Raw genomic sequence first — 20,977 nt, forward strand, 5'->3', positions numbered from 1 at the left:
TGTCTACTCCTCGTCGTCCAGCCAGCCCATGGTGCGTTCCACGGCCTTGAGCCAGCTCTTGTACTCGCGGGCGCGGGTGTCCGCGTCCATGCGGGGGGTCCACTCGGCGGCCCGGCGCCAGTTGGCGCGCAGCGCGTCGGTGTCCGGCCAGAAGCCGACGGCCAGGCCGGCGGCGTAGGCGGCGCCGAGGCAGGTGGTCTCGGCGACCATCGGGCGCACCACGGGCGCGTCCAGGAAGTCGGCGAGCGTCTGCATCAGCAGGTTGTTGGAGGTCATTCCGCCGTCGACCTTGAGCGCGGTCAGCTCGACGCCGGAGTCCTTGGTCATGGCGTCGCTGATCTCACGCGTCTGCCAGGCGGTGGCCTCCAGCACGGCACGGGCGATGTGCGCCTTGGTGACGTAGCGGGTGAGGCCGGCGATGACACCGCGGGCGTCGGGGCGCCAGTACGGGGCGAACAGGCCGGAGAAGGCCGGCACGAAGTACGCGCCGCCGTTGTCCTCGACCGAGGAGGCCAGGGTCTCGATCTCGGCCGCGGACTGGATGAGCCCCATCTGGTCGCGCATCCACTGCACCAGCGAACCGGTGACGGCGATCGACCCCTCCAAGGCGTACACCGGGGGCTTGTCGCCGATCTGGTATCCGACGGTGGTGAGCAGCCCGTTGTACGAGTTGACCGGGGTGCCGCCGGTGTTCATCAGCATGAAGGTGCCGGTGCCGTATGTGGACTTGGCCTCGCCCTCGGCGAAACACGTCTGGCCGAACAGCGCCGCCTGCTGGTCGCCCAGCGCGGAGGCCACCGGCACGCCTTCGAGCACGCCGCCCTTGGCGTTGCCGTACACCTCGGCGGAGGAGCGGATCTCGGGCAGCACGGCCATGGGCACCCCGATGGACGAGCAGATCTTCTCGTCCCACTGCATGGTGTGCAGGTTCATCAGGAGCGTGCGCGAGGCGTTGGTGACGTCGGTGACGTGGACGCCGCCGTCGGTGCCGCCGGTGAGGTTCCAGATGACCCAGGAGTCCATGGTGCCGAAGAGGATGTCGCCGCGCTCGGCCCGCTCGCGCAGCCCCTCGACGTTGTCGAGCAGCCAGCGGACCTTGGGCCCGGCGAAGTACGAGGCGAGCGGCAGCCCGGTCTCGCGGCGGAAGCGGTCCTGGCCGACGTTGCGGCCGAGCTCCTTGCAGAGCCCGTCCGTACGGGTGTCCTGCCAGACGAGGGCATTGTGGACGGGCTCACCCGTGTGCTTGTCCCACAGCAGGGTGGTCTCGCGCTGGTTGGTGATGCCGATCGCCTTGACGTCGGCGGCGGTGATACCCGCCTTCACGATCGCTCCGGCGACGACTTCCTGGACGTTCTCCCAGATCTCGGCCGCGTCATGTTCGACCCAGCCCGGCTTGGGGAAGATCTGCTCGTGCTCCTTCTGGTCGACGGAGACGATCCGTCCGTCCTTGTCGAAGACGATGCAGCGGCTGGAGGTCGTGCCTTGGTCGATGGCCGCGATGAACGGCCCGGTGCCGTGGCTGCCGGTGGTGTGTGCGTCGGTCACGGTGTGCTCCCGGAGGTCTGTGCGGTGTGGGGTGGGTACGGGTCAGGCGAAGGCGAGGTTGTAGAGCCCGCCCGCGAGTGCGCCGCCGATCAGCGGGCCGACGACGGGGACCCATGCGTAGCCCCAGTCGGAGCCGCCCTTGTTCGGCAGCGGAAGCAGCGCGTGCACGATACGCGGACCGAGGTCGCGTACCGGGTTGATCGCGTACCCCGTCGGACCGCCGAGCGACAGGCCGATGCCGACGACGACCAGGGCGGTGATGAGCGCGCCCAGCGTGCCGAGCCCGTTGCCGTCGTCGTTGAGGCCCTGCGTGAGGATGGCGAGCACCAGCACGACCGTGGCGATGACCTCGGTGAGTACGTTCTGCACGGCGTTGCGGATCTCGGGGCCCGTCGAGAAGACACCGAGCACGGGGCCCGCCTTGGGGGCCGCGGCCTTGTCGACCATGCCCTCCTCACCCGAATGGTCGCGCAGGATCTGCTGATCGGTGAGGTGCGCCCGGAACTGTCCGTAGTAGGTCAGCCAGACCAGCACCGCGCCGATCATCGCGCCGAGGAGCTGGGAGGCGAGGTAGAGCGGTACGTCGCCCCACTTCGTGCCGCCCTCGATCGCCAGGCCGATGGTGACGGCGGGGTTGAGATGCGCCCCCGACACGCCGCCGGCGAGGTACGCGCCGGTCAGTACCGCGAAGCCCCACCCGAAGGTGATGGCGACCCAGCCGGCGTTCTGCGCCTTCGAGTGCTTGAGCGTGACGGCGGCACAGACACCGCCGCCGAGCAGGATGAGTACGGCGGTACCGATGGTCTCGCCGATGAAGATGTCGGAGCTGGACACCCGCGACTCCTTTGTCCTTCGTCCAGGGAAGCCGAACCCCGGGTCCCTCCGGTGGTCCGCGCCCTCGTGTAAGGGCTTGGCCGGCCCGTGGCACCGTCACACCCTAACGCGAATTTCCGTTAAGTGTTCGACAATGCCGACCGATGAACGGCAGTGTTTCTCCCGGGAAGGGCAGCGTCAAGAGGGGTGTGACGTACGAATCGATCGTTACGGGGGAAGCCGGCCCGGTACGCGGCCGTGCGTGTCGCCCCGGGCGGGCGGCTCAGAAGCGCCTGGCGCCCAGGTCCCGGGAGACCGCGCGGGCGCAGTCGCGCACCGCCGCGACCAGTTCGGGGCGCAGCTCCCCGCCCTGGCAGACCCGCTCCACCGCGCCGGTGACGGCGATGGCCCCGACCGGCATCCGGCGGCGGTCGTGGATCGGGGCGGCCACCGCGGCCACGCCCTCCCATGTCTCCTCCACGTCGGAGCCCCAGCCCCGGGCCCTGACCACGTCGAGCACCGTCTCGAACTCCTCCGGGTCCGTGACCGTCCGGGGCGTGAAGGACCGCCGCTCGCTCTCCACGGCCTCGGTGTGCGCCACCGGGTCGTACGCGGCCAGCACCTTGCCCAGGGCCGTGGAGTGCAGCGGCTGCATGGCCCCCACCTCCAGCACCTGACGGCTGTCGTCGGGGCGGAAGACGTGGTGGACGATGAGCACGCCCTGCTGGTGCAGGACGCCCAGATGGACGCTCTCGCCGCTGGACCGGGCCAGGTCGTCCGTCCAGACCAGGGCGCGGGCCCGCAGCTCGTGGACGTCGAGATAGCTGTTGCCCAGGCGCAGCAGCTCCGCGCCCAGCTGGTAGCGGCCGGAGGCGGAGTCCTGCTCGACGAAGCCCTCGTGCTGGAGCGTGCGCAGGATGCCGTGTGCGGTGCCCTTGGCCAGGCCCAGTGAGGAGGCGATGTCGGACAGCCCCAGCCGCCGCTCGCCGCCTGCCAGCAGGCGCAGCATCGCGGCCGCCCGCTCCAGCGACTGGATGTTCTTGGCCATCGCGCCGTACTCCTCCACCTTGTTCGACAATGCTGAACACTATCGGTCGATGCCGACCCGCGCTCGACCGCTGGAGAAGTCCGCGGCACTCCGCCACGCCGGAACCCCCCGCCAACAGGATGCCGTCCGGCTCGTGGGACAGAGTGACGGCCCAGGTCGCGGCCCGGCTACCCTGGCCGGGTGCGCCTTCCGCCGAAGACGCAAAGCCGACAGCCGTCGCATCCCAGGGAGTACATCCATGGCCTCGTCGCCGACCCCTTCCGCCGACAGCCGGACCCGAGCCGCAGCCCTCCGTGAGGCGCTCGCCACCCGCGTGGTGGTGGCCGACGGTGCCATGGGCACCATGCTCCAGGCCCAGGACCCCACGCTCGCGGACTTCGAGGACCTCGAAGGCTGCAACGAGATCCTGAACCTGACCCGGCCGGACATCGTGCGCTCGGTGCACGAGGCGTACTTCGCCGTCGGCGTCGACTGCGTCGAGACCAACACCTTCGGCGCCAACACGGCGGCCCTCGGCGAGTACGACATCCCCGAGCGCGTGCACGAACTGTCCGAGGCGGGCGCGCGCATCGCCCGCGAGGTCGCCGACGAGTTCACCGCGTCCACCGGTGAGCAGCGCTGGGTGCTCGGCTCCATGGGCCCCGGCACCAAGCTGCCGACCCTCGGCCACGTCCCGTACGCCACCATCCGCGACGGCTTCCAGGCGAACGCCGAGGGCCTGATCTCCGGCGGCGCCGACGCGCTCATCGTCGAGACGACCCAGGACCTCCTTCAGACCAAGGCCGCGATCCTCGGCGCCCGCCGCGCCCTGGACACCCTGGGCAGCGACCTGCCGCTGCTGTGCTCGCTGGCCTTCGAGACCACCGGCACCATGCTCCTCGGCTCCGAGATCGGCGCGGCCCTGACCGCGCTGGAGCCCCTCGGCATCGACATGATCGGCCTGAACTGCTCGACCGGTCCGGCCGAGATGAGCGAGCACCTGCGCTACCTCACCCGCCACTCCCGCATCCCGCTGCTCTGCATGCCCAACGCCGGACTGCCCGTGCTCACCAAGGACGGCGCGCACTTCCCGCTCGACGCCGAGGGCCTGGCCGACGCACAGGAGACGTTCGTCCAGGAGTACGGCCTCTCGCTGGTCGGCGGCTGCTGCGGTACGACCCCCGAGCACCTGCGCCAGGTCGTCGAGCGCGTACGCGGCACCGCCCCGGGCGCCCGCGACCCGCGCCCCGAGCCCGGCGCCGCCTCGCTCTACCAGAGCATCCCCTTCCGCCAGGACACCGCGTACCTGGCGATCGGCGAGCGTACGAACGCCAACGGGTCCAAGAAGTTCCGCGAGGCCATGCTGGAGGGCCGCTGGGACGACTGCGTGGAGATGGCCCGCGACCAGATCCGCGAGGGCGCGCACATGCTCGACCTGTGCGTCGACTACGTCGGCCGGGACGGCGTCGCCGACATGGAGGAGCTGGCCGGACGCTTCGCCACCGCCTCCACCCTGCCGATCGTCCTGGACTCGACCGAGCTGCCCGTGCTCCGGGCCGGTCTGGAGAAGCTGGGCGGCCGCGCGGTCCTCAACTCCGTCAACTACGAGGACGGCGACGGCCCGGAGTCCCGCTTCGTCAAGGTCACGCGGCTGGCCGCCGAGCACGGCGCCGCGCTGATCGCGCTGACCATCGACGAGGAGGGCCAGGCCCGCACCGCCGAGCACAAGGTCGCCGTCGCCGAACGGCTCATCGAGGACCTGACCGGCAACTGGGGCATCCAGGAGTCGGACATCCTCATCGACACCCTGACCTTCACCATCTGCACCGGCCAGGAGGAGTCCCGCAAGGACGGCGTCGCCACCATCGAGGCCATCCGCGAGCTGAAGAAGCGCCACCCGGACGTGCAGACCACGCTCGGCCTCTCCAACATCTCCTTCGGCCTCAACCCGGCCGCCCGCGTCGTCCTCAACTCCGTCTTCCTGGACGAGTGCGTCAAGGCCGGTCTCGACTCCGCGATCGTGCACGCCTCGAAGATCCTGCCGATCGCCCGTCTGGAGGAGGAGCAGGTCAAGGTCGCCCTCGACCTGATCCACGACCGTCGCGCCGAGGGCTACGACCCCCTGCAGAAGCTCATGGAGCTCTTCGAGGGCGTCAACATGAAGTCGATGAAGGAGGGCAAGGCCGAGGAACTCCTCGCCCTCCCGCTCGACGAGCGCCTCCAGCGCCGCATCATCGACGGCGAGAAGAACGGCCTGGAGGACGACCTCGCCGAGGCCCTGCGGGACACGCCCGCGCTCGACATCGTCAACAACACGCTCCTGGCGGGCATGAAGGTCGTCGGCGAGCTGTTCGGCTCCGGCCAGATGCAGCTGCCGTTCGTCCTCCAGTCCGCCGAGGTCATGAAGAGCGCGGTGGCCTACCTCGAACCGCACATGGAGAAGTCGGACGCCGAGGGCAAGGGCACCATCGTCCTCGCCACCGTCCGCGGCGACGTCCACGACATCGGCAAGAACCTCGTCGACATCATCCTGTCCAACAACGGGTTCAACGTCGTCAACATCGGCATCAAGCAGCCCGTCTCCGCCATCCTGGAGGCCGCCGAGGAGCACAAGGCGGACGTCATCGGGATGTCCGGCCTCCTCGTCAAGTCCACCGTGATCATGAAGGAGAACCTGGAGGAGCTGAACCAGCGCAAGCTGGCCGCCGACTACCCGGTGATCCTCGGCGGCGCCGCCCTGACCCGCGCCTACGTCGAGCAGGACCTCCACGAGATCTACGAGGGCGAGGTCCGCTACGCCCGCGACGCCTTCGAGGGCCTGCGCCTCATGGACGCGCTCATCGCCGTCAAGCGGGGCGTCCCCGGCGCCACCCTGCCCGAGTTGAAGCGGCGCCGCGTCCCCAAGCGCGACACCGCCGTCCTGGAGGTGAACGAGCCGGAGGAGGGCGTCCGCTCCGACGTCTCCGTCACCAACCCGGTGCCCACCCCGCCCTTCTGGGGCAGCCGCGTCGTCAAGGGCATCCAGCTCAAGGAGTACGCCTCCTGGCTGGACGAAGGCGCCCTCTTCAAGGGCCAGTGGGGCCTCAAGCAGACGAGGGCCGGCGACGGACCCACGTACGAGGAGCTCGCCGAGAGCGAGGGCCGCCCGCGCCTGCGCGGCCTGCTCGACAGGCTCCAGACGGAGAACCTGCTGGAAGCGGCCGTCGTCTACGGCTACTACCCCTGCGTCTCCAAGGGCGACGACCTGATCCTGCTCCACGAGGACGGCTCCGAGCGCACCCGCTTCACCTTCCCGCGCCAGCGCCGCGGCCGCCGCCTGTGCCTGGCGGACTTCTTCCGCCCCGAGGAGTCCGGCGAGAAGGACGTCATCGGCCTCCAGGTCGTCACCGTCGGCTCCCGGATCGGCACCGAGACCGCCAAGCTCTTCGAGGCCAACGCCTACCGCGACTACCTGGAGCTGCACGGGCTCTCCGTCCAGCTGGCCGAGGCCCTCGCCGAGTACTGGCACGCCCGGGTCCGCTCGGAGCTGGGCTTCGCGGGGGAGGACCCGGCGGACGTCGAGGACATGTTCGCGCTGAAGTACCGCGGCGCGCGCTTCTCGCTGGGCTACGGCGCCTGCCCGGACCTGGAGGACCGCGCCAAGATCGCGGACCTGCTCCGGCCCGAGCGGATCGGCGTCCACCTCTCCGAGGAGTTCCAGCTCCACCCCGAGCAGTCCACCGACGCGATCGTCATCCACCACCCCGAGGCGAAGTACTTCAACGCGCGGTAAGACTCCGTTCGACGCGTCGTAGCCGATCACGTCGTACACTTGTCGGTCCAGCGCAGGCCGGTCGCCCATCCTCCGGGACGGGTGGCCGGCCTTCTCGTCCCTCATGGAAGGTGTGCCGGATGACCAGTACGGTTCCCGCGTCCCTGACCCGTACGGCGGAGGGCGCTGCCCTCCAGGCCGTCTTTCTCGACATGGACGGCACCCTGGTCGACACCGAGGGCTTCTGGTGGGACGTCGAGGTCGAGGTCTTCGCCGACCTCGGGCACCGGCTGGACGAGGCATGGCGCGAGGTGGTCGTCGGCGGGCCGATGACCCGCAGCGCCGGTTACCTCGTGGAGGCCACCGGCGCCGACGTCACGCTGGACGAGCTCACCGTGCTGCTCAACGACCGGTTCGAGAAGCGCATCGGCCGGGGCGTCCCCCTGATGCCCGGGGCCGCCCGCCTCCTCGCGGAGCTGCGGCGGCACGAGATCCCCACCGCCCTCGTCTCCGCCTCGCACCGCCGCATCATCGACCGGGTCCTCGACTCGGTGGGCCACCACCACTTCGGGCTCACCGTCGCGGGCGACGAGGTCTCCCGTACGAAGCCGCACCCCGAGCCCTACCTGACCGCCGCGCACGGCTTCGGCGTCGATCCCAGGCTCTGCGCCGTCATCGAGGACACCGCGACCGGGGTCGCCGCCGCCGAGGCGGCCGGATGCCGGGTGGTCGCCGTGCCCTCGGTCTCCCCGATCGCGGCCGCCGAGGGCCGGGTCGTGGTGGGATCGCTGGAGGAAGTCAATCTCACATTCCTCCGGAGCCTCATCAACTGAATGCGCCGGGACGGGCACCGAGAGTATTCCTGTGAATGAAAGGAAAAGCTCTCGCGGTGAGCGTGCGAATGAATTCCGCGCGCCACCTCCGTCCGCTATTCCGGAACACGCCCGCTAATGTCTTTCTCCCTGAACCGATGAGGGAGAACGGCCAACCATGAAACGCAAGACCCTGGTGCTGCCCGCCGTCGCGGGCCTCCTGGCGCCCGTGCTCGCCGGCTGCGGCGCGACGGACGGCGGCAGCACCGGAAGCGGCGCGATCGTCGTCGGCACCACGGACCGGATCGCCGCCTCCGCGGGCGCCCCCGCGCCGCTCGACCCGGCCGTCGGCTACGAGGCGGGCGTCTGGAACGTCCTGCGGCAGACCGTGCAGACCCTGATGGCCACCCCGCGCGGCGGCGGCCGCCCAGTCCCCGAGGCGGCCGAGAGCTGCGCCTTCACGGACCGCGAGAGCGAGAGCTACCGCTGCACCCTGCGTGCCGGCCTCACCTTCTCGGACGGCAGCCCCGTCACCGCCGACGACGTCAAGTACTCCATCGACCGCGTCCTGCGCATCAAGTCCGCCAACGGGCCCGCCGCCCTCCTCGACAACATCGACACCGTCGAGACCAGCGGCACCCGCGAGGTCGTCTTCCACCTGAAGACCCCCGACGCCACCTTCCCGTACAAGCTCGCCACCCCGGCCGCAGGAATCGTCCCGCGCGACCAGTACCCCGCGAATTCCGCCCGCAGCGGATTCCAGGTGGACGGTTCGGGGCCGTACACCATGAAACCGGAAGTGAAATCCGGCCGGGTCGTGAAAATCGCCTTCACCAGGAATCCCCATTACCGGGGGAGTTACGAGGTGCGCAGCGACGACGTCGAACTCGAACTGTTCCCCGACGCCACCGCCATGGGCAGTGCGCTCGACGACAAGAAGATCGACATGATGGCCCGCACCATCGATTCCGACCGCGCCCAGCAGCTGCTCGCGAAGCCCGAGGACGGCGTCCGCCTCACCGAGATGCCCGGACTCGCCATCAGCTACCTCGGCTTCGACACCGAGGACCCCGCCCTCGGCAACAAGGCCGTCCGGCAGGCCATCGCCCAGGTCGTCGACCGCGGCCGGATCGCGAGCCAGGTCTACGGCACCACCGTCGAGCCGCTGTACTCCCTGATCCCGGCCGGGATCACCGCACACGCCAACGCGTTCTACAGCACCTACGGCGAACCCAGCACCGACAAGGCCGCCGCCCTCCTCAGGAAGGCCAAGGTCCGCACACCGGTGCGCTTCACGCTGCACTACACGGACGACCACTACGGCCGGGACACCGCCACCGAGTTCGAGACGCTGAAGAAGCAGCTCAACGACACCGGACTCTTCGACGTCACCACCGAGGGCACCCCCTGGGCCCGCTACCGCCCCGCCGAACTCCGCGGCGACTACGCCGTCTACGGCATGGGCTGGTTCCCCGACTTCCCGGACCCCGACAACTACACGGCGCCCTTCCTCGGCCGGGACAACTTCCTCGGCTCGCCCTACGCCTCCACCGAGGCCCGCGGCCTGATCGCGGACTCGCGCCGCAAGGCCGACCGCGGAGGCGTCGCACCCGCCTTCGAACGGCTCCAGGACATCGTCGCCCGGGACGTGCCCGTTCTCCCGATCTGGCAGGGCAAGCAGTACGTCGCCGCCGTGGACGGGCTCAGCGGCGTCGAATGGGCGGTCGACTCCAGCGCCGACCTCCACCTGTGGGAACTGGGCCGGGGCGCCGACTGAGCAGCACCCCGCCGCGCCCCGGTGTCACTGCGCGCCGGGGCGCACCAGACCGCTCTCGTACGCGTACACCGCGGCCTGCACCCGGTCGCGCACGCCCAGCTTCGTCAGCACATGGCCCACATGGGTCTTCACCGTCGTCTCGCTGACGAACAGGTCGGCGGCGATCTCCGCGTTCGACAGGCCGCGCGCCACCAGCTTCAGGACCTCGACCTCCCGGTCCGTCAGCGTGTGCAGCGTGTCCGGCAGCGGCTCCTCGCCGGACGGCAGGTGGTCCGCGTACTTGTCGAGCAGCCGGCGCGTCACGCTCGGGGCGAGCATCGCCTCACCACCCGCCACCACCCGGATCGCCTGCACCAGCTCGTCGGCCGGCGCGTCCTTGAGCAGGAAGCCGCTCGCACCGGCCCGCAGTGCCTCCACCACGTACTCGTCGAGGTCGAACGTGGTCAGCACCAGCACCTTCGCCGGGCCGTCCCGGTCGGGACCGGTGATCTGCCGCGTCGCCTCGACACCGTCCATCCGCGGCATCCGGATGTCCATCAGCACCACATCGGGCTGGAGCGCGCGCACCTGGTCGAGAGCCTGGAGACCGTCACCGGCCTCGCCCACCACCGCCAGATCGCCCTCGGCCTCCAGAATCATCCGGAAGCCGGTGCGCAGCAGCGGTTGGTCGTCGACCAGAAGGACGCGGATAGCCACCAGATCTCCTCAATGCCCGTCGAGGGCCGCGGGCAGGTCGGCCCCGGCCCGGACCGGCTCCATTCTGCCCTGGTCATCATCCGCCGGACCGGCCGGGCGGACGGTCAGCGGATAGACCGGGGGAGTCCCGCCGAATTCCGGACAGAGCGCCTGGTGGTCGCACCAGCCGCACAGCTTCGTCGGCCGCGGCCGCCACTCGCCGGTCCGCGTCGCCAGCGAGATCGCCTCCCACAGCGCCAGCAGCTTGCGCTCCACCCGCTCCAGGTCCGCCACGACCGGGTCGTACGTCATCACGTCACCGCTGCCGAGGTAGACCAGCTGGAGCCGGCGCGGCACCACGCCCTTCAGCCGCCAGATCACCAGGGCGTAGAACTTCATCTGGAACAGTGCCCCCTCCGCGTACTCCGGCCGCGGCGCCTTCCCCGTCTTGTAGTCGACGATCCGGACCTCGCCCGTCGGCGCCACGTCGATCCGGTCGATCACGCCGCGCAGCCGCAGCCCCGACTCCAGCTCCGTCTCCACGAACAGCTCACGCTCGGCCGGCTCCAGACGCGTCGGGTCCTCCAGCGAGAACCAGCGCTCCACGAGCTGCTCCGCCTGGCCCAGCCACCGCGCCAGCCGCTCGCCCTCCGGGTCCTCGGCGAACAGCTCGCCCAGCTCCGGCTTCGACTCCAGCAACCGGTCCCACTGCCCCGGGATCAGCGCCGTCGCCCCGCCGGGCGTGCGCTCCGCCGCCGGCTTGTCGAACAGCCGCTCAAGGACCGCATGGACCAGCGTCCCCCGGGTAGCCGCCTCGCTGGGCTTCTGCGGCAGCTTGTCGATGACCCGGAAGCGGTACAGCAGGGGGCACTGCATGAAGTCGCTCGCCCGCGACGGCGAGAGCGACGAGGGCGGCTGCGGCAGAGGCTGGGACGGCGGCTGGGACGGCGGCGGAACGGAGGTCATGACGAAGACCCTACGGCCCGGCACCGACACCAACCGGCATACCATCGACCACAGACCCTCGAACACTGCATCATCGTGCCGAAAGGCACCGAACCGAAGGGACCTCGTGGACGAGAGCGGCGACAGCCGGCGGCCGCAGCCCGGCCCGGCGGGCACCGGCCCCGGCAAGGGCGCGCCCCCGCGCAGGGACGAGCCCGGAGGCGGCATCCTCATGGGCCGCCCCTTCGGTGTGCCCGTCTACGTCGCCCCCAGCTGGTTCCTGGTCGCGGCCCTCATCACCTGGGTCTTCGGCGGCCAGCTCGACCGGGTGCTGCCCGACCTCGGCGCCGTCCGCTACCTCGTCGCCCTCTTCTTCGCGATCGCCTTCTACGCCTCCGTGCTCGTCCACGAACTCGCGCACGTGATCGCCGCCCTGCGCTACAAGCTCCCCGTCCGGCGCATCCAGCTCCAGTTCTTCGGCGGCGTCTCCGAGATCGAGAAGGAGTCCGAGACCCCCGGCCGCGAATTCGTCCTCGCCTTCGTCGGCCCCCTGCTCTCCCTCGTCCTCGGCGGCCTCTTCTACATCCCCCTGCGCTTCGTCGAACGCGGCACCGTCCCCGCCGTCCTGCTCGGCGGACTGATGATCTCCAACCTCATCGTCGCCGCCTTCAACCTGCTGCCCGGCCTCCCGCTCGACGGCGGCCGCATGCTCAGGGCCGTCGTCTGGAAGATCACCGGCAAGCCGATGAGCGGCACCGTCGCCGCCGCCTGGGTCGGCCGCGCGCTCGCCGTGGGCACCCTCGTCGGACTGCCCCTCCTCACCCGCAGCGGCTCCCTGGGCAACGACACCGGCGAGATCAGCGGCATGGACACCGTCACCGACGCCCTGCTCGCCGCGATCCTCGCCGCCATCATCTGGACCGGCGCCGGCAACAGCCTGCGCATGGCCCGGCTCCGCGAACACCTCCCCGACCTGCGCGCCCGCAGCCTCACCCGGCGCGCCGTCCCCGTCGAGGCCGCCACTCCCCTCTCCGAGGCCCTGCGCCGGGCCAACGAGGCGGGCGCCCGCGCCCTCGTCGTCGTCGACGGCACCGGCGAGCCCAAGGCCCTCGTCCGGGAGACCGCCATCGTCGCCGTCCCCGAACACCGGCGCCCCTGGGTCGCCGTCAGCGGCCTCGCCCAGGACCTCACCGACGGCATGAGGGTCCCCGCCGAGCTCGCCGGCGAAGCCCTCCTGGACCGGCTCAAGGCCACCCCCGCCACGGAGTACCTCGTCGTCGAGGAGACCGGCGAGATCTACGGGGTCCTCTCCACCGCCGACGTCGAGCGGGCCTTCGTCGCCGCCATGGCGCGCCCCGCCGCCTGACACCCGCCGCACCCGGTCGTACGCCCGTGCGGGCGGGCGGTCGGCGTCCCCCGAAACACCGGTACGCTGGTCACATGTCTGAACCGACCGGTGCCGCCCGCCGACGCGGGCCCTTCAAGGTCGGGGACCAGGTCCAGCTCACCGACCCCAAGGGACGCCACCACACCTTCACGCTCGAAGCCGGAAAGAACTTCCACACCCACAAGGGTTCTTTCCCGCACGACGAGCTGATCGGCGCCCCCGAGGGCAGTGTGGTCCGAACCACGGGAAACGTCGCCTACCTCGCGCTGCGCCCCCTGCTCCCCGACTACGTCCTGTCCATGCCCCGCGGCGCCGCCGTGGTCTACCCGAAGGACGCGGGCCAGATCCTCGCCTTCGGTGACATCTTCCCCGGCGCCCGCGTCGTGGAAGCGGGCGTCGGCTCGGGCGCGCTCTCCACCTTCCTGCTCCGCGCCATCGGCGAACAGGGCATGCTGCACTCGTACGAGCGCCGGGAGGACTTCGCCGAGATCGCCCAGCAGAACGTCGAGCGCTACTTCGGCAGCCCGCACCCCGCCTGGCAGCTCACGGTCGGCGACCTCCAGGACAACCTCACGGACACCGACGTGGACCGCGTCGTGCTGGACATGCTGGCTCCCTGGGAGTGCCTGGACGTCGTCTCCAAGGCGCTCGTCCCCGGCGGCATCCTCTGCGCGTACGTCGCCACCACCACCCAGCTCTCCCGGACGGTCGAGTCCATCCGCGAGATCGGCTGCTTCGCCGAGCCGCAGCCCTGGGAGTCGATGATCCGCAACTGGCACGTCGAGGGTCTCGCCGTGCGCCCGGACCACCGCATGATCGGCCACACCGGCTTCCTCGTCACCGCCCGCCGGCTCGCCGACGGCGTCGAGGCCCCGGCCCGTCGCCGCCGCCCCTCCAAGGGCGCCTACGGCGAGGACTACGACGGCCCGGGCGGTCGCAGCGGCTCCGCCCGCGACTGATCCCGAGGCAACGCACCGGCGCCGCCGCCGAGTTCCCGGACCGACCCGGGGGCCCGGCGGCGGCGCCCTTCTCGTACCGGGCTCGTGTCCCGCGCGTCCTCCGTTCGTACCCCGCTCGTAAACGGACCGCATCCGGCCGGAGGTCCGCCCGCGCGCCGCTCGTGGCCGGCTCGTACGCGACCGGGCCCCTCACCGCCCCCTGGGCGCCGTGATCCTTGCGCACCCCACCGTTCCGCTGCCGTGTGAGGTGTGGCACGATGCTGGCCACCCCGTACCGCCGACGCCGACGGCCGCACCACAGGAACCACAGGAGACAGCCCGCGTGCAGACCTCCGCGCTCCCGGACCTGGCGCACACCGACACCAGGCCGATGCACTGGCTCGCCACCGCGGCGGCCATGGCCGCGGTCGTCGCGGGCGCCGGTCTGCTCCAGCCCGACTCCAGCGCCTCCGCCTCCACACCCCACCGCACCGCGGCCGAGCAGCAGCATGTGGACCAGGCCGTCGCCCCCGACCCGGCCGAGGCGGCCTTCCCGCTGGACTGCGGAAACGCCGGCAACACCGTCGCCAAACAGGCACCCGGCGACCTCGACGGCGACGGCCGGCCGGAGACCGTCGCGGTGGTCCACTGCGCCGCCGGGTCCGGAACCCCGCCCAGCGGTGTCTACGTCCTCACACAGGCGGACGGGGCCGCTCCCAGGATCGTCGCGACCCTGGTGGACCCCGCCCAGCTGCTGACCGTCGGCGACTTCGCGGTCCGCGACCGCGTCATCTCCGCCACACTCCTCGGCTACTCCTCGTCGTCGGTGCCCTCGTGCTGCCCCGACCAGCAGGAGAAGGTCACCTGGCAGTGGCGGAACGGCGCCTTCGTGCGCGCCGGCCAGAAGGCCGGGACCGCCGGCGCCGGCGTCTGACCGTCAGGCCGCCTCGGGGCCGTAGACCTCGACCCTGTCCGAAACCCGACGTACGTGGATGCAGTCGCCCGGGCACTCCTTGGCCGAGTCCACGACGTCCTGGAGCAGCGGCAGCGGCACCGGTGCCGTCGCGCCCTTGTCCTGCAGCAGCTCGTCGTCGTCGCTCTTCACGTACGCCAGGCCGTCGATGTCCAGCTCGAACACCTCGGGGGCGTACTGCACACAGATGCCGTCACCCGTGCAGAGGTCCTGGTCGATCCAGACCTCCAGGTCCTGCGCCTCGCCATCGATGGGAGCGTCCTGCCGCGCGGTCATGTCGCCTGCCGTTTCCTGCGTATCCGGACCGGGAAAGAGCCAGCCCTGACGGGTGTTGAACGCTTCGACGATACAACCGGCCGCTTTCCGATGTTGAACGGTGGGTATCCACCAGGCACGGGGGAGAGCGCAAGGGTGAAGATCGGACACACCCCACAGTCTTTGTGATCTAGGGGTTTCAATCACCACCCACGCAGGTAGGGTCAGGAAGCGTCCAGCTCCCCTTGGAGGAGGTGAGGACCGTGGCAGCCCACGACGACGACATCAACCGCGGCATCCGGCCCGGGCGGGGGTCCGACGACCCAGCCGGCCAGGTCGCCTATCTCGAGCAGGAAATCGCCGTCCTGCGACGTAAGCTCGCCGACTCTCCGCGGCATACGAGGATTCTCGAAGAGCGGATCGTCGAGTTGCAGACCAACCTCGCAGGCGTGTCCGCGCAGAACGAGCGGCTCGCCAGTACGCTCCGCGAGGCCCGCGACCAGATCGTGGCCCTCAAGGAGGAGGTCGACCGGCTCGCACAGCCACCGGCCGGCTTCGGGGTGTTCCTGCAGGCGAACGAGGACGGCACGTGCGACATCTTCACCGGGGGCCGCAAGCTCCGGGTGAACGTCAGCCCCAGTGTCGAACTCGAAGACCTCCGGCGCGGCCAGGAGGTCATGCTCAACGAAGCGCTCAACGTGGTCGACGCCATGGAATTCGAGCGGGCCGGGGACATCGTCACCCTCAAGGAGATCCTTGAGGACGGCGAACGCGCCCTGGTCATCGGGCACACCGACGAGGAAAGGGTGGTGAGGCTCGCCGAGCCGCTGCTGGACATCACCATCCGCCCCGGCGACGCCCTGCTGCTCGAACCCAGGTCCGGCTACGTCTACGAAGTCGTGCCCAAGAGCGAGGTCGAAGAACTCGTCCTCGAAGAAGTGCCCGACATCGACTACGACAAGATCGGCGGTCTGGGCGACCAGATCGAGCTGATCCGCGACGCGGTCGAGCTCCCCTACCTTCACCCCGACCTCTTCAAGGAGCACGAGCTCCGCCCGCCCAAGGGCATCCTGCTCTACGGACCGCCCGGCTGCGGCAAGACGCTCATCGCCAAGGCCGTCGCCAACTCCCTGGCGAAGAAGGTCGCCGAGGTCACCGGACAGCCCGCCGGAAAGAGCTACTTCCTCAACATCAAGGGCCCCGAGCTCCTCAACAAGTACGTCGGCGAGACCGAGCGCCACATCCGCCTGGTCTTCCAGCGTGCCCGCGAGAAGGCGAGCGAGGGCACCCCCGTCATCGTCTTCTTCGACGAGATGGAGTCGCTCTTCCGCACCCGTGGATCGGGCGTCAGCTCGGACGTGGAGAACACCATCGTCCCGCAGCTGCTCGCCGAGATCGACGGCGTGGAGGGCCTGGAGAACGTCATCGTCATCGGCGCCTCCAACCGCGAGGACATGATCGACCCGGCGATCCTGCGCCCCGGCCGGCTCGACGTGAAGATCAAGATCGAGCGCCCCGACGCGGAGGCCGCGAAGGACATCTTCGCGAAGTACCTCACGCCTTCGCTGCCGCTGCACGCGGACGACCTGTCCGAGCACACCGGCTCGAAGGAAGCCGCGGCGCACGCCATGATCCAGTCGGTCGTCGAGCGGATGTACACCGAGTCCGAGGAGAACCGCTTCCTCGAAGTCACGTACGCCAACGGCGACAAGGAAGTCCTGTACTTCAAGGACTTCAACTCCGGCGCGATGATCCAGAACATCGTCGACCGGGCCAAGAAGATGGCCATCAAGGCCTTCCTCGACCACGGCCAGAAGGGCCTTCGCGTCTCCCACCTCCTCCAGGCATGCGTGGACGAGTTCAAGGAGAACGAGGACCTTCCGAACACCACCAACCCGGACGACTGGGCCCGTATCTCCGGCAAGAAGGGCGAGCGGATCGTCTTCATCCGCACGCTCGTCACCGGAAAGCAGGGCGCGGACACCGGCCGTTCCATCGACACGGTGGCCAACACCGGGCAGTACCTGTAGGACGCGTACCGGCTGCGGATGCCCGCCGGGCATCCGCAGCCGGTTGCTTTCCGGACAGCCGCGGCGACACCGCGGTAATGACGACGCAATTGATCTCCCCACCGGCACGGAGGCGTTCTAGGCTCTGGCCTACCGCCCGTTCACGCAGCGCGGGACGGGCAGACCGCGCACGCATCGGACAAGCAGCGGTACTTGAGCGCCGCCCCGGAAGGGAGCGCCGCCGGGCAAGGAGGGCCGCATGACCGTACGGCGAGTAATGGGCATCGAGACGGAGTACGGGATCTCCGTCCCCGGACACCCCAACGCCAATGCCATGCTCACCTCGTCCCAGATCGTCAACGCCTACGCGGCGGCGATGCACCGGGCGCGCCGCGCCCGCTGGGACTTCGAGGAGGAGAACCCGCTGCGGGACGCGCGAGGCTTCGACCTCGCCCGCGAGACCGCCGACTCCAGCCAGCTCACGGACGAGGACATCGGCCTGGCCAACGTCATCCTCACCAACGGGGCCCGGCTCTACGTCGACCACGCGCACCCCGAGTACAGCTCCCCGGAGATCACCAACCCCAGGGACGCGGTCCTGTGGGACAAGGCCGGCGAGCGCATCATGGCCGAGGCGGCCGAGCGCGCGGCGCAGCTCCCGGGCGCCCAGCCGATCCACCTCTACAAGAACAACACCGACAACAAGGGCGCCTCCTACGGGACGCACGAGAACTACCTGATGAAGCGGGAGACCCCGTTCTCGGACATCGTGCGGCACCTGACGCCGTTCTTCGTCTCGCGGCAGGTGGTCACCGGCGCCGGACGGGTCGGGATCGGCCAGGACGGCCACGAGCACGGCTTCCAGCTCAGCCAGCGCGCGGACTACTTCGAGGTCGAGGTCGGCCTGGAGACCACGCTCAAGCGCCCCATCATCAACACCCGCGACGAACCGCACTCGGACGCCGAGAAGTACCGCCGGCTCCACGTGATCATCGGCGACGCGAACCTCTCCGAGATCTCGACGTACCTGAAGCTGGGCACCACCTCGCTCGTCCTGTCCATGATCGAGGACGGCTTCATCAACGTCGACCTGGCCGTCGACCAGCCGGTGCGCACGCTGCACCAGGTCTCCCACGACCCCGGACTCCAGCAGCTGATCACGCTGCGCAGCGGCCGGACACTCACCGCGGTGCAGCTCCAGATGGAGTACTTCGAGCTGGGCCGAAAGTACGTCGAGGAGCGGTACGGGGCGGACGCCGACGAGCAGACCAAGGACGTGCTCAGCCGGTGGGAGGACACCCTGAACCGGCTGGAGAACGACCCGATGAGCCTCGCCGGCGAGCTGGACTGGGTCGCGAAGCGGCAGCTCATGGAGGGTTACCGGCGCCGGGACGGCCTGGACTGGGACGCGGCCAGGCTGCACCTGGTGGACCTGCAGTACGCGGACGTACGGCAGGACAAGGGCCTGTACAACCGCCTGGTGGCCCGGGGCCGGATGAAGCGGCTGCTCGACGAGCGCGAGGTCGAGCAGGCCCGTACGGCGCCGCCCGAGGACACCAGGGCCTACTTCCGCGGCCGCTGTCTCGAACAGTACGCGGACGACGTGGCCGCGGCCTCCTGGGATTCGGTGATCTTCGACCTGCCGGGCCAGGACTCGCTCCAGCGGGTGCCCACGATGGAGCCGCTGCGGGGCACCCGGGAGCACGTGAAATCCCTCCTGGACCGCTGCCGCACGGCGCAGGAGCTGGTCGACGTCCTCTCGGGCCGCTGAAAGCGCCTGAAAGGGCTCCCGGCTGGGAATCATTCCGATGACCTCCGGACGTTGAGACAAGTACCGGGCCAATGTCGGACCCCGTAGGTAGGGTCTGATCAAGTGCTTCGAACCGAGCGGGGTGAGCTAGATGGCGACCAAGGACACCGGCGGCGGACAGCAGAAGGCGACGCGCTCCACGGAGGAGGTCGAGGAGCAGGCGCAGGACGCGCAGGCATCCGAGGACCTCAAGGAACGCCAGGAGAAGCTGAGCGACGACGTGGACGACGTCCTCGACGAGATCGACGACGTGCTCGAGTCCAACGCCGAGGACTTCGTCCGAAGCTTCGTGCAAAAGGGCGGTCAGTAACCGGCCCCGCGCCGGGGCCGGCTGCGGCTGTGCGGTACGGGCGGAGCGCTCGTACCGCACTCCGCGGGCACAGACCCGGACACCGGTCCGATCGCCCACGTCTCCGATGTGGATCACCGTCACCGGGCGGGTAGGGTCCGGGGCGTAACGTGCTTCAACCGCAATTCGGCGCAGGGCCATCGCATACGTGGAGGGAAACGCGTGGAAGCCAACACTCGTAGCACCGGGCGTCTACCAGCTGCCTTCCTGACGCCGGGATCGTCCTCCTTCATGGACTTCCTGTCCGACCAGGCGCCCGGGATGCTGCCGGGGAACCGGCAGACGCCGCCCATGAAGGGCGCCATCGAGGCGCCGCACGGCACCACGATCGTGGCGGCGACCTTCCCCGGCGGTGTCGTCCTGGCCGGTGACCGGCGGGCGACCATGGGCAACATGATCGCGCAGCGCGACATCGAGAAGGTCTTCCCGGCCGACGAGTACTCGGCGGTGGGCATCGCCGGTACGGCGGGTCTCGCCGTGGAGATGGTCAAGCTCTTCCAGCTGGAGCTGGAGCACTTCGAGAAGGTGGAGGGCGCCCAGCTCTCCCTGGAGGGCAAGGCCAACCGGCTCTCCACGATGATCCGGAGCAACCTGGCGATGGCCATGCAGGGCCTCGCCGTCGTCCCGCTCTTCGCCGGCTACGACATCGACCGCGAGCGCGGACGCATCTTCAGCTACGACGTCACCGGCGGGCGTTCCGAGGAGCACGTCGGCTACGCGTCGACCGGTTCCGGCTCGATCTTCGCCCGGGGCTCGATGAAGAAGCTCTACCGCGAGGACCTGACGGAGGCGGAGACGCTCACGCTGGTCGTGCAGGCGCTGTACGACGCGGCGGACGACGACTCGGCGACGGGCGGCCCGGACGTGGGCCGCCGTATCTATCCGATCGTCACCGTCATCACGGACGAGGGCTTCCGGAAGCTGACCGACGCGGAATCCTCCGAGATCGCCCGCTCGATTCTGGAACGCCGCCTGGAACAGCCCGACGGCCCGCGCGCCGCGCTGCTCTGAGCCCGCGTCCGTTTCCAGCTTCTTCGATGCTCCCGCCACTGACAGAAAGGGACGGATAGCCGGTGTCGACGCCGTTCTATGTCTCACCTCAGCAGGCCATGGCCGACCGGGCGGAATACGCCCGGAAGGGCATCGCCCGTGGTCGCAGCCTGGTTGTGCTGCAGTACGCCGACGGAATTGTGTTCGTCGGCGAGAACCCGTCCCGTGCGCTGCACAAGTTCAGCGAGATCTACGACCGGATCGGTTTCGCCGCCGCCGGCAAGTACAACGAGTACGAGAACCTCCGCATCGGCGGAGTGCGCTATGCGGATCTGCGCGGATACACCTATGACCGCGACGATGTGACGGCCCGTGGACTGGCTAACGTCTACGCGCAGACGCTCGGCACCATTTTCTCCAGCGCGGCCGAGAAGCCGTACGAGGTGGAGCTGGTGGTCGCCGAGGTCGGCGCCGAGCCGGAGGGCGACCAGATCTACCGGCTGCCGCACGACGGCTCGATCGTGGACGAGCACGGCTCGGTCGCGGTCGGCGGCAACGCGGAGCAGATCAGCACCTTCCTCGACCAGCGCCACCGTGACGGGATGTCGCTCGCCGAGGCGCTGAAGCTGGCCGTGCAGGCACTGTCCCGCGAGGCCAACGGCAACGAGCGGGAGATCCCCGCCGACCGCCTGGAGGTGGCGGTCCTCGACCGTACGCGGCCGCAGCAGCGGAAGTTCAAGCGGATCGTCGGCCGGCAGCTGGCCCGGCTCCTGGAGGCGGAGGCCGCCGCCTCGACCCCGACCGACGCCCCGTCCGACGCCGAGGACGGCGACTCCTCGGACACCCCGACGGCCACGACGGACCCGAAGGGCACGACCGACACCACGGATTCCGGCGGCGACGTGGAGTAACCCCCGGCCC

Annotated in this window: 17 protein-coding genes and 1 pseudogene; 12 read left to right on the forward strand and 6 right to left on the reverse strand. The window is 70.0% G+C overall.

From position 1 onward, the window contains the following. Positions 1–3 precede the first annotated feature (3 nt). The 3 genes from glpK to BLW14_RS25910 form a co-directional block, all read right to left on the reverse strand. Positions 4–1,545, reverse strand: a complete 1,542-nt coding sequence (gene glpK, locus BLW14_RS25900; protein ID WP_093709578.1) for a glycerol kinase GlpK — start codon at positions 1,543–1,545, stop codon at positions 4–6. Between the two features lie 42 nt (positions 1,546–1,587). Then, positions 1,588–2,379 (reverse strand): MIP/aquaporin family protein, encoded by a 792-nt coding sequence (locus tag BLW14_RS25905; RefSeq protein WP_093709579.1) that lies wholly within the window; start codon positions 2,377–2,379, stop codon positions 1,588–1,590. 262 nt (positions 2,380–2,641) lie between these two features. After that, positions 2,642–3,406: an IclR family transcriptional regulator gene (locus tag BLW14_RS25910; protein WP_177154243.1), complete on the reverse strand. Its 765-nt coding sequence runs from the start codon at positions 3,404–3,406 to the stop codon at positions 2,642–2,644. Positions 3,407–3,644: 238 nt separating this feature from the next. Between BLW14_RS25910 and metH the strand changes: the two genes are divergently transcribed. The 3 genes from metH (at position 3,645) to BLW14_RS25925 (ending at position 9,725) form a co-directional block, all read left to right on the forward strand. After that, positions 3,645–7,157, forward strand: a complete 3,513-nt coding sequence (metH, locus tag BLW14_RS25915) for a methionine synthase (protein WP_093709581.1) — start codon at positions 3,645–3,647, stop codon at positions 7,155–7,157. Between the two features lie 119 nt (positions 7,158–7,276). After that, the gene (locus BLW14_RS25920; protein ID WP_093709582.1) at positions 7,277–7,969 is read left to right on the forward strand and encodes an HAD family hydrolase; all 693 of its coding nucleotides are present in this window, start codon (positions 7,277–7,279) and stop codon (positions 7,967–7,969) included. A 157-nt stretch (positions 7,970–8,126) separates the two neighbouring features. After that, positions 8,127–9,725, forward strand: coding sequence for an ABC transporter substrate-binding protein (locus tag BLW14_RS25925; protein ID WP_093709583.1), 1,599 nt, complete (start codon positions 8,127–8,129; stop codon positions 9,723–9,725). A 24-nt stretch (positions 9,726–9,749) separates the two neighbouring features. On the opposite strand, the gene BLW14_RS25930 is transcribed toward BLW14_RS25925, so the two are convergent. Both BLW14_RS25930 and BLW14_RS25935 read right to left on the reverse strand, forming a co-directional pair. Next, the gene (locus BLW14_RS25930; protein ID WP_093709584.1) at positions 9,750–10,421 is read right to left on the reverse strand and encodes a response regulator; all 672 of its coding nucleotides are present in this window, start codon (positions 10,419–10,421) and stop codon (positions 9,750–9,752) included. Positions 10,422–10,430: 9 nt separating this feature from the next. Continuing rightward, positions 10,431–11,276 carry a RecB family exonuclease gene (locus tag BLW14_RS25935; RefSeq protein WP_329030645.1) on the reverse strand — a complete coding sequence of 282 codons (846 nt, stop codon included), beginning with the start codon at positions 11,274–11,276 and terminating at the stop codon, positions 10,431–10,433. Between the two features lie 196 nt (positions 11,277–11,472). On the opposite strand from BLW14_RS25935, the gene BLW14_RS25940 reads away from it, so the two are divergent. The 3 genes from BLW14_RS25940 (at position 11,473) to BLW14_RS25950 (ending at position 14,604) form a co-directional block, all read left to right on the forward strand. Further along, entirely contained in the window at positions 11,473–12,711 is a 1,239-nt protein-coding gene (locus tag BLW14_RS25940) for a site-2 protease family protein (RefSeq protein WP_093710847.1), read from the forward strand. A 74-nt stretch (positions 12,712–12,785) separates the two neighbouring features. Next, positions 12,786–13,691 (forward strand): tRNA (adenine-N1)-methyltransferase, encoded by a 906-nt coding sequence (locus tag BLW14_RS25945; RefSeq protein WP_018524075.1) that lies wholly within the window; start codon positions 12,786–12,788, stop codon positions 13,689–13,691. Between the two features lie 322 nt (positions 13,692–14,013). Beyond that, the gene (locus BLW14_RS25950) at positions 14,014–14,604 is read left to right on the forward strand and encodes a hypothetical protein (RefSeq protein ID WP_093709586.1); all 591 of its coding nucleotides are present in this window, start codon (positions 14,014–14,016) and stop codon (positions 14,602–14,604) included. Between the two features lie 3 nt (positions 14,605–14,607). Here BLW14_RS25950 and BLW14_RS25955 read toward each other — a convergent pair whose 3' ends face one another. Next, the gene (locus BLW14_RS25955; protein ID WP_093709587.1) at positions 14,608–14,919 is read right to left on the reverse strand and encodes a ferredoxin; all 312 of its coding nucleotides are present in this window, start codon (positions 14,917–14,919) and stop codon (positions 14,608–14,610) included. A gap of 242 nt (positions 14,920–15,161) precedes the next feature. Here BLW14_RS25955 and arc point away from each other — a divergent pair, with 242 nt between their 5' ends. From arc to prcA, 6 genes and pseudogenes are all read left to right on the forward strand, one after another. Further along, positions 15,162–16,928, forward strand: coding sequence for a proteasome ATPase (gene arc, locus BLW14_RS25960; protein WP_093710848.1), 1,767 nt, complete (start codon positions 15,162–15,164; stop codon positions 16,926–16,928). Positions 16,929–17,166: 238 nt separating this feature from the next. Further along, positions 17,167–18,678 carry a depupylase/deamidase Dop gene (gene dop, locus BLW14_RS25965; protein ID WP_093709588.1) on the forward strand — a complete coding sequence of 504 codons (1,512 nt, stop codon included), beginning with the start codon at positions 17,167–17,169 and terminating at the stop codon, positions 18,676–18,678. A gap of 130 nt (positions 18,679–18,808) precedes the next feature. Then, positions 18,809–19,027: a ubiquitin-like protein Pup gene (locus BLW14_RS25970; protein WP_018524080.1), complete on the forward strand. Its 219-nt coding sequence runs from the start codon at positions 18,809–18,811 to the stop codon at positions 19,025–19,027. 108 nt (positions 19,028–19,135) lie between these two features. Further along, positions 19,136–19,277: pseudogene (locus tag BLW14_RS35285) on the forward strand (recombination endonuclease VII); the annotation flags it as partial. Then, the gene (prcB, locus tag BLW14_RS25980; protein ID WP_093709589.1) at positions 19,229–20,077 is read left to right on the forward strand and encodes a proteasome subunit beta; all 849 of its coding nucleotides are present in this window, start codon (positions 19,229–19,231) and stop codon (positions 20,075–20,077) included. The pseudogene BLW14_RS35285 and the gene prcB, both read left to right, overlap by 49 nt. 62 nt (positions 20,078–20,139) lie before the next feature. Then, positions 20,140–20,967, forward strand: coding sequence for a proteasome subunit alpha (gene prcA, locus BLW14_RS25985; RefSeq protein WP_093709590.1), 828 nt, complete (start codon positions 20,140–20,142; stop codon positions 20,965–20,967). Positions 20,968–20,977: the final 10 nt, after the last annotated feature.

Source organism: Streptomyces sp. 2131.1 (assembly GCF_900105515.1).
Lineage (GTDB): Bacteria > Actinomycetota > Actinomycetes > Streptomycetales > Streptomycetaceae > Streptomyces > Streptomyces drozdowiczii.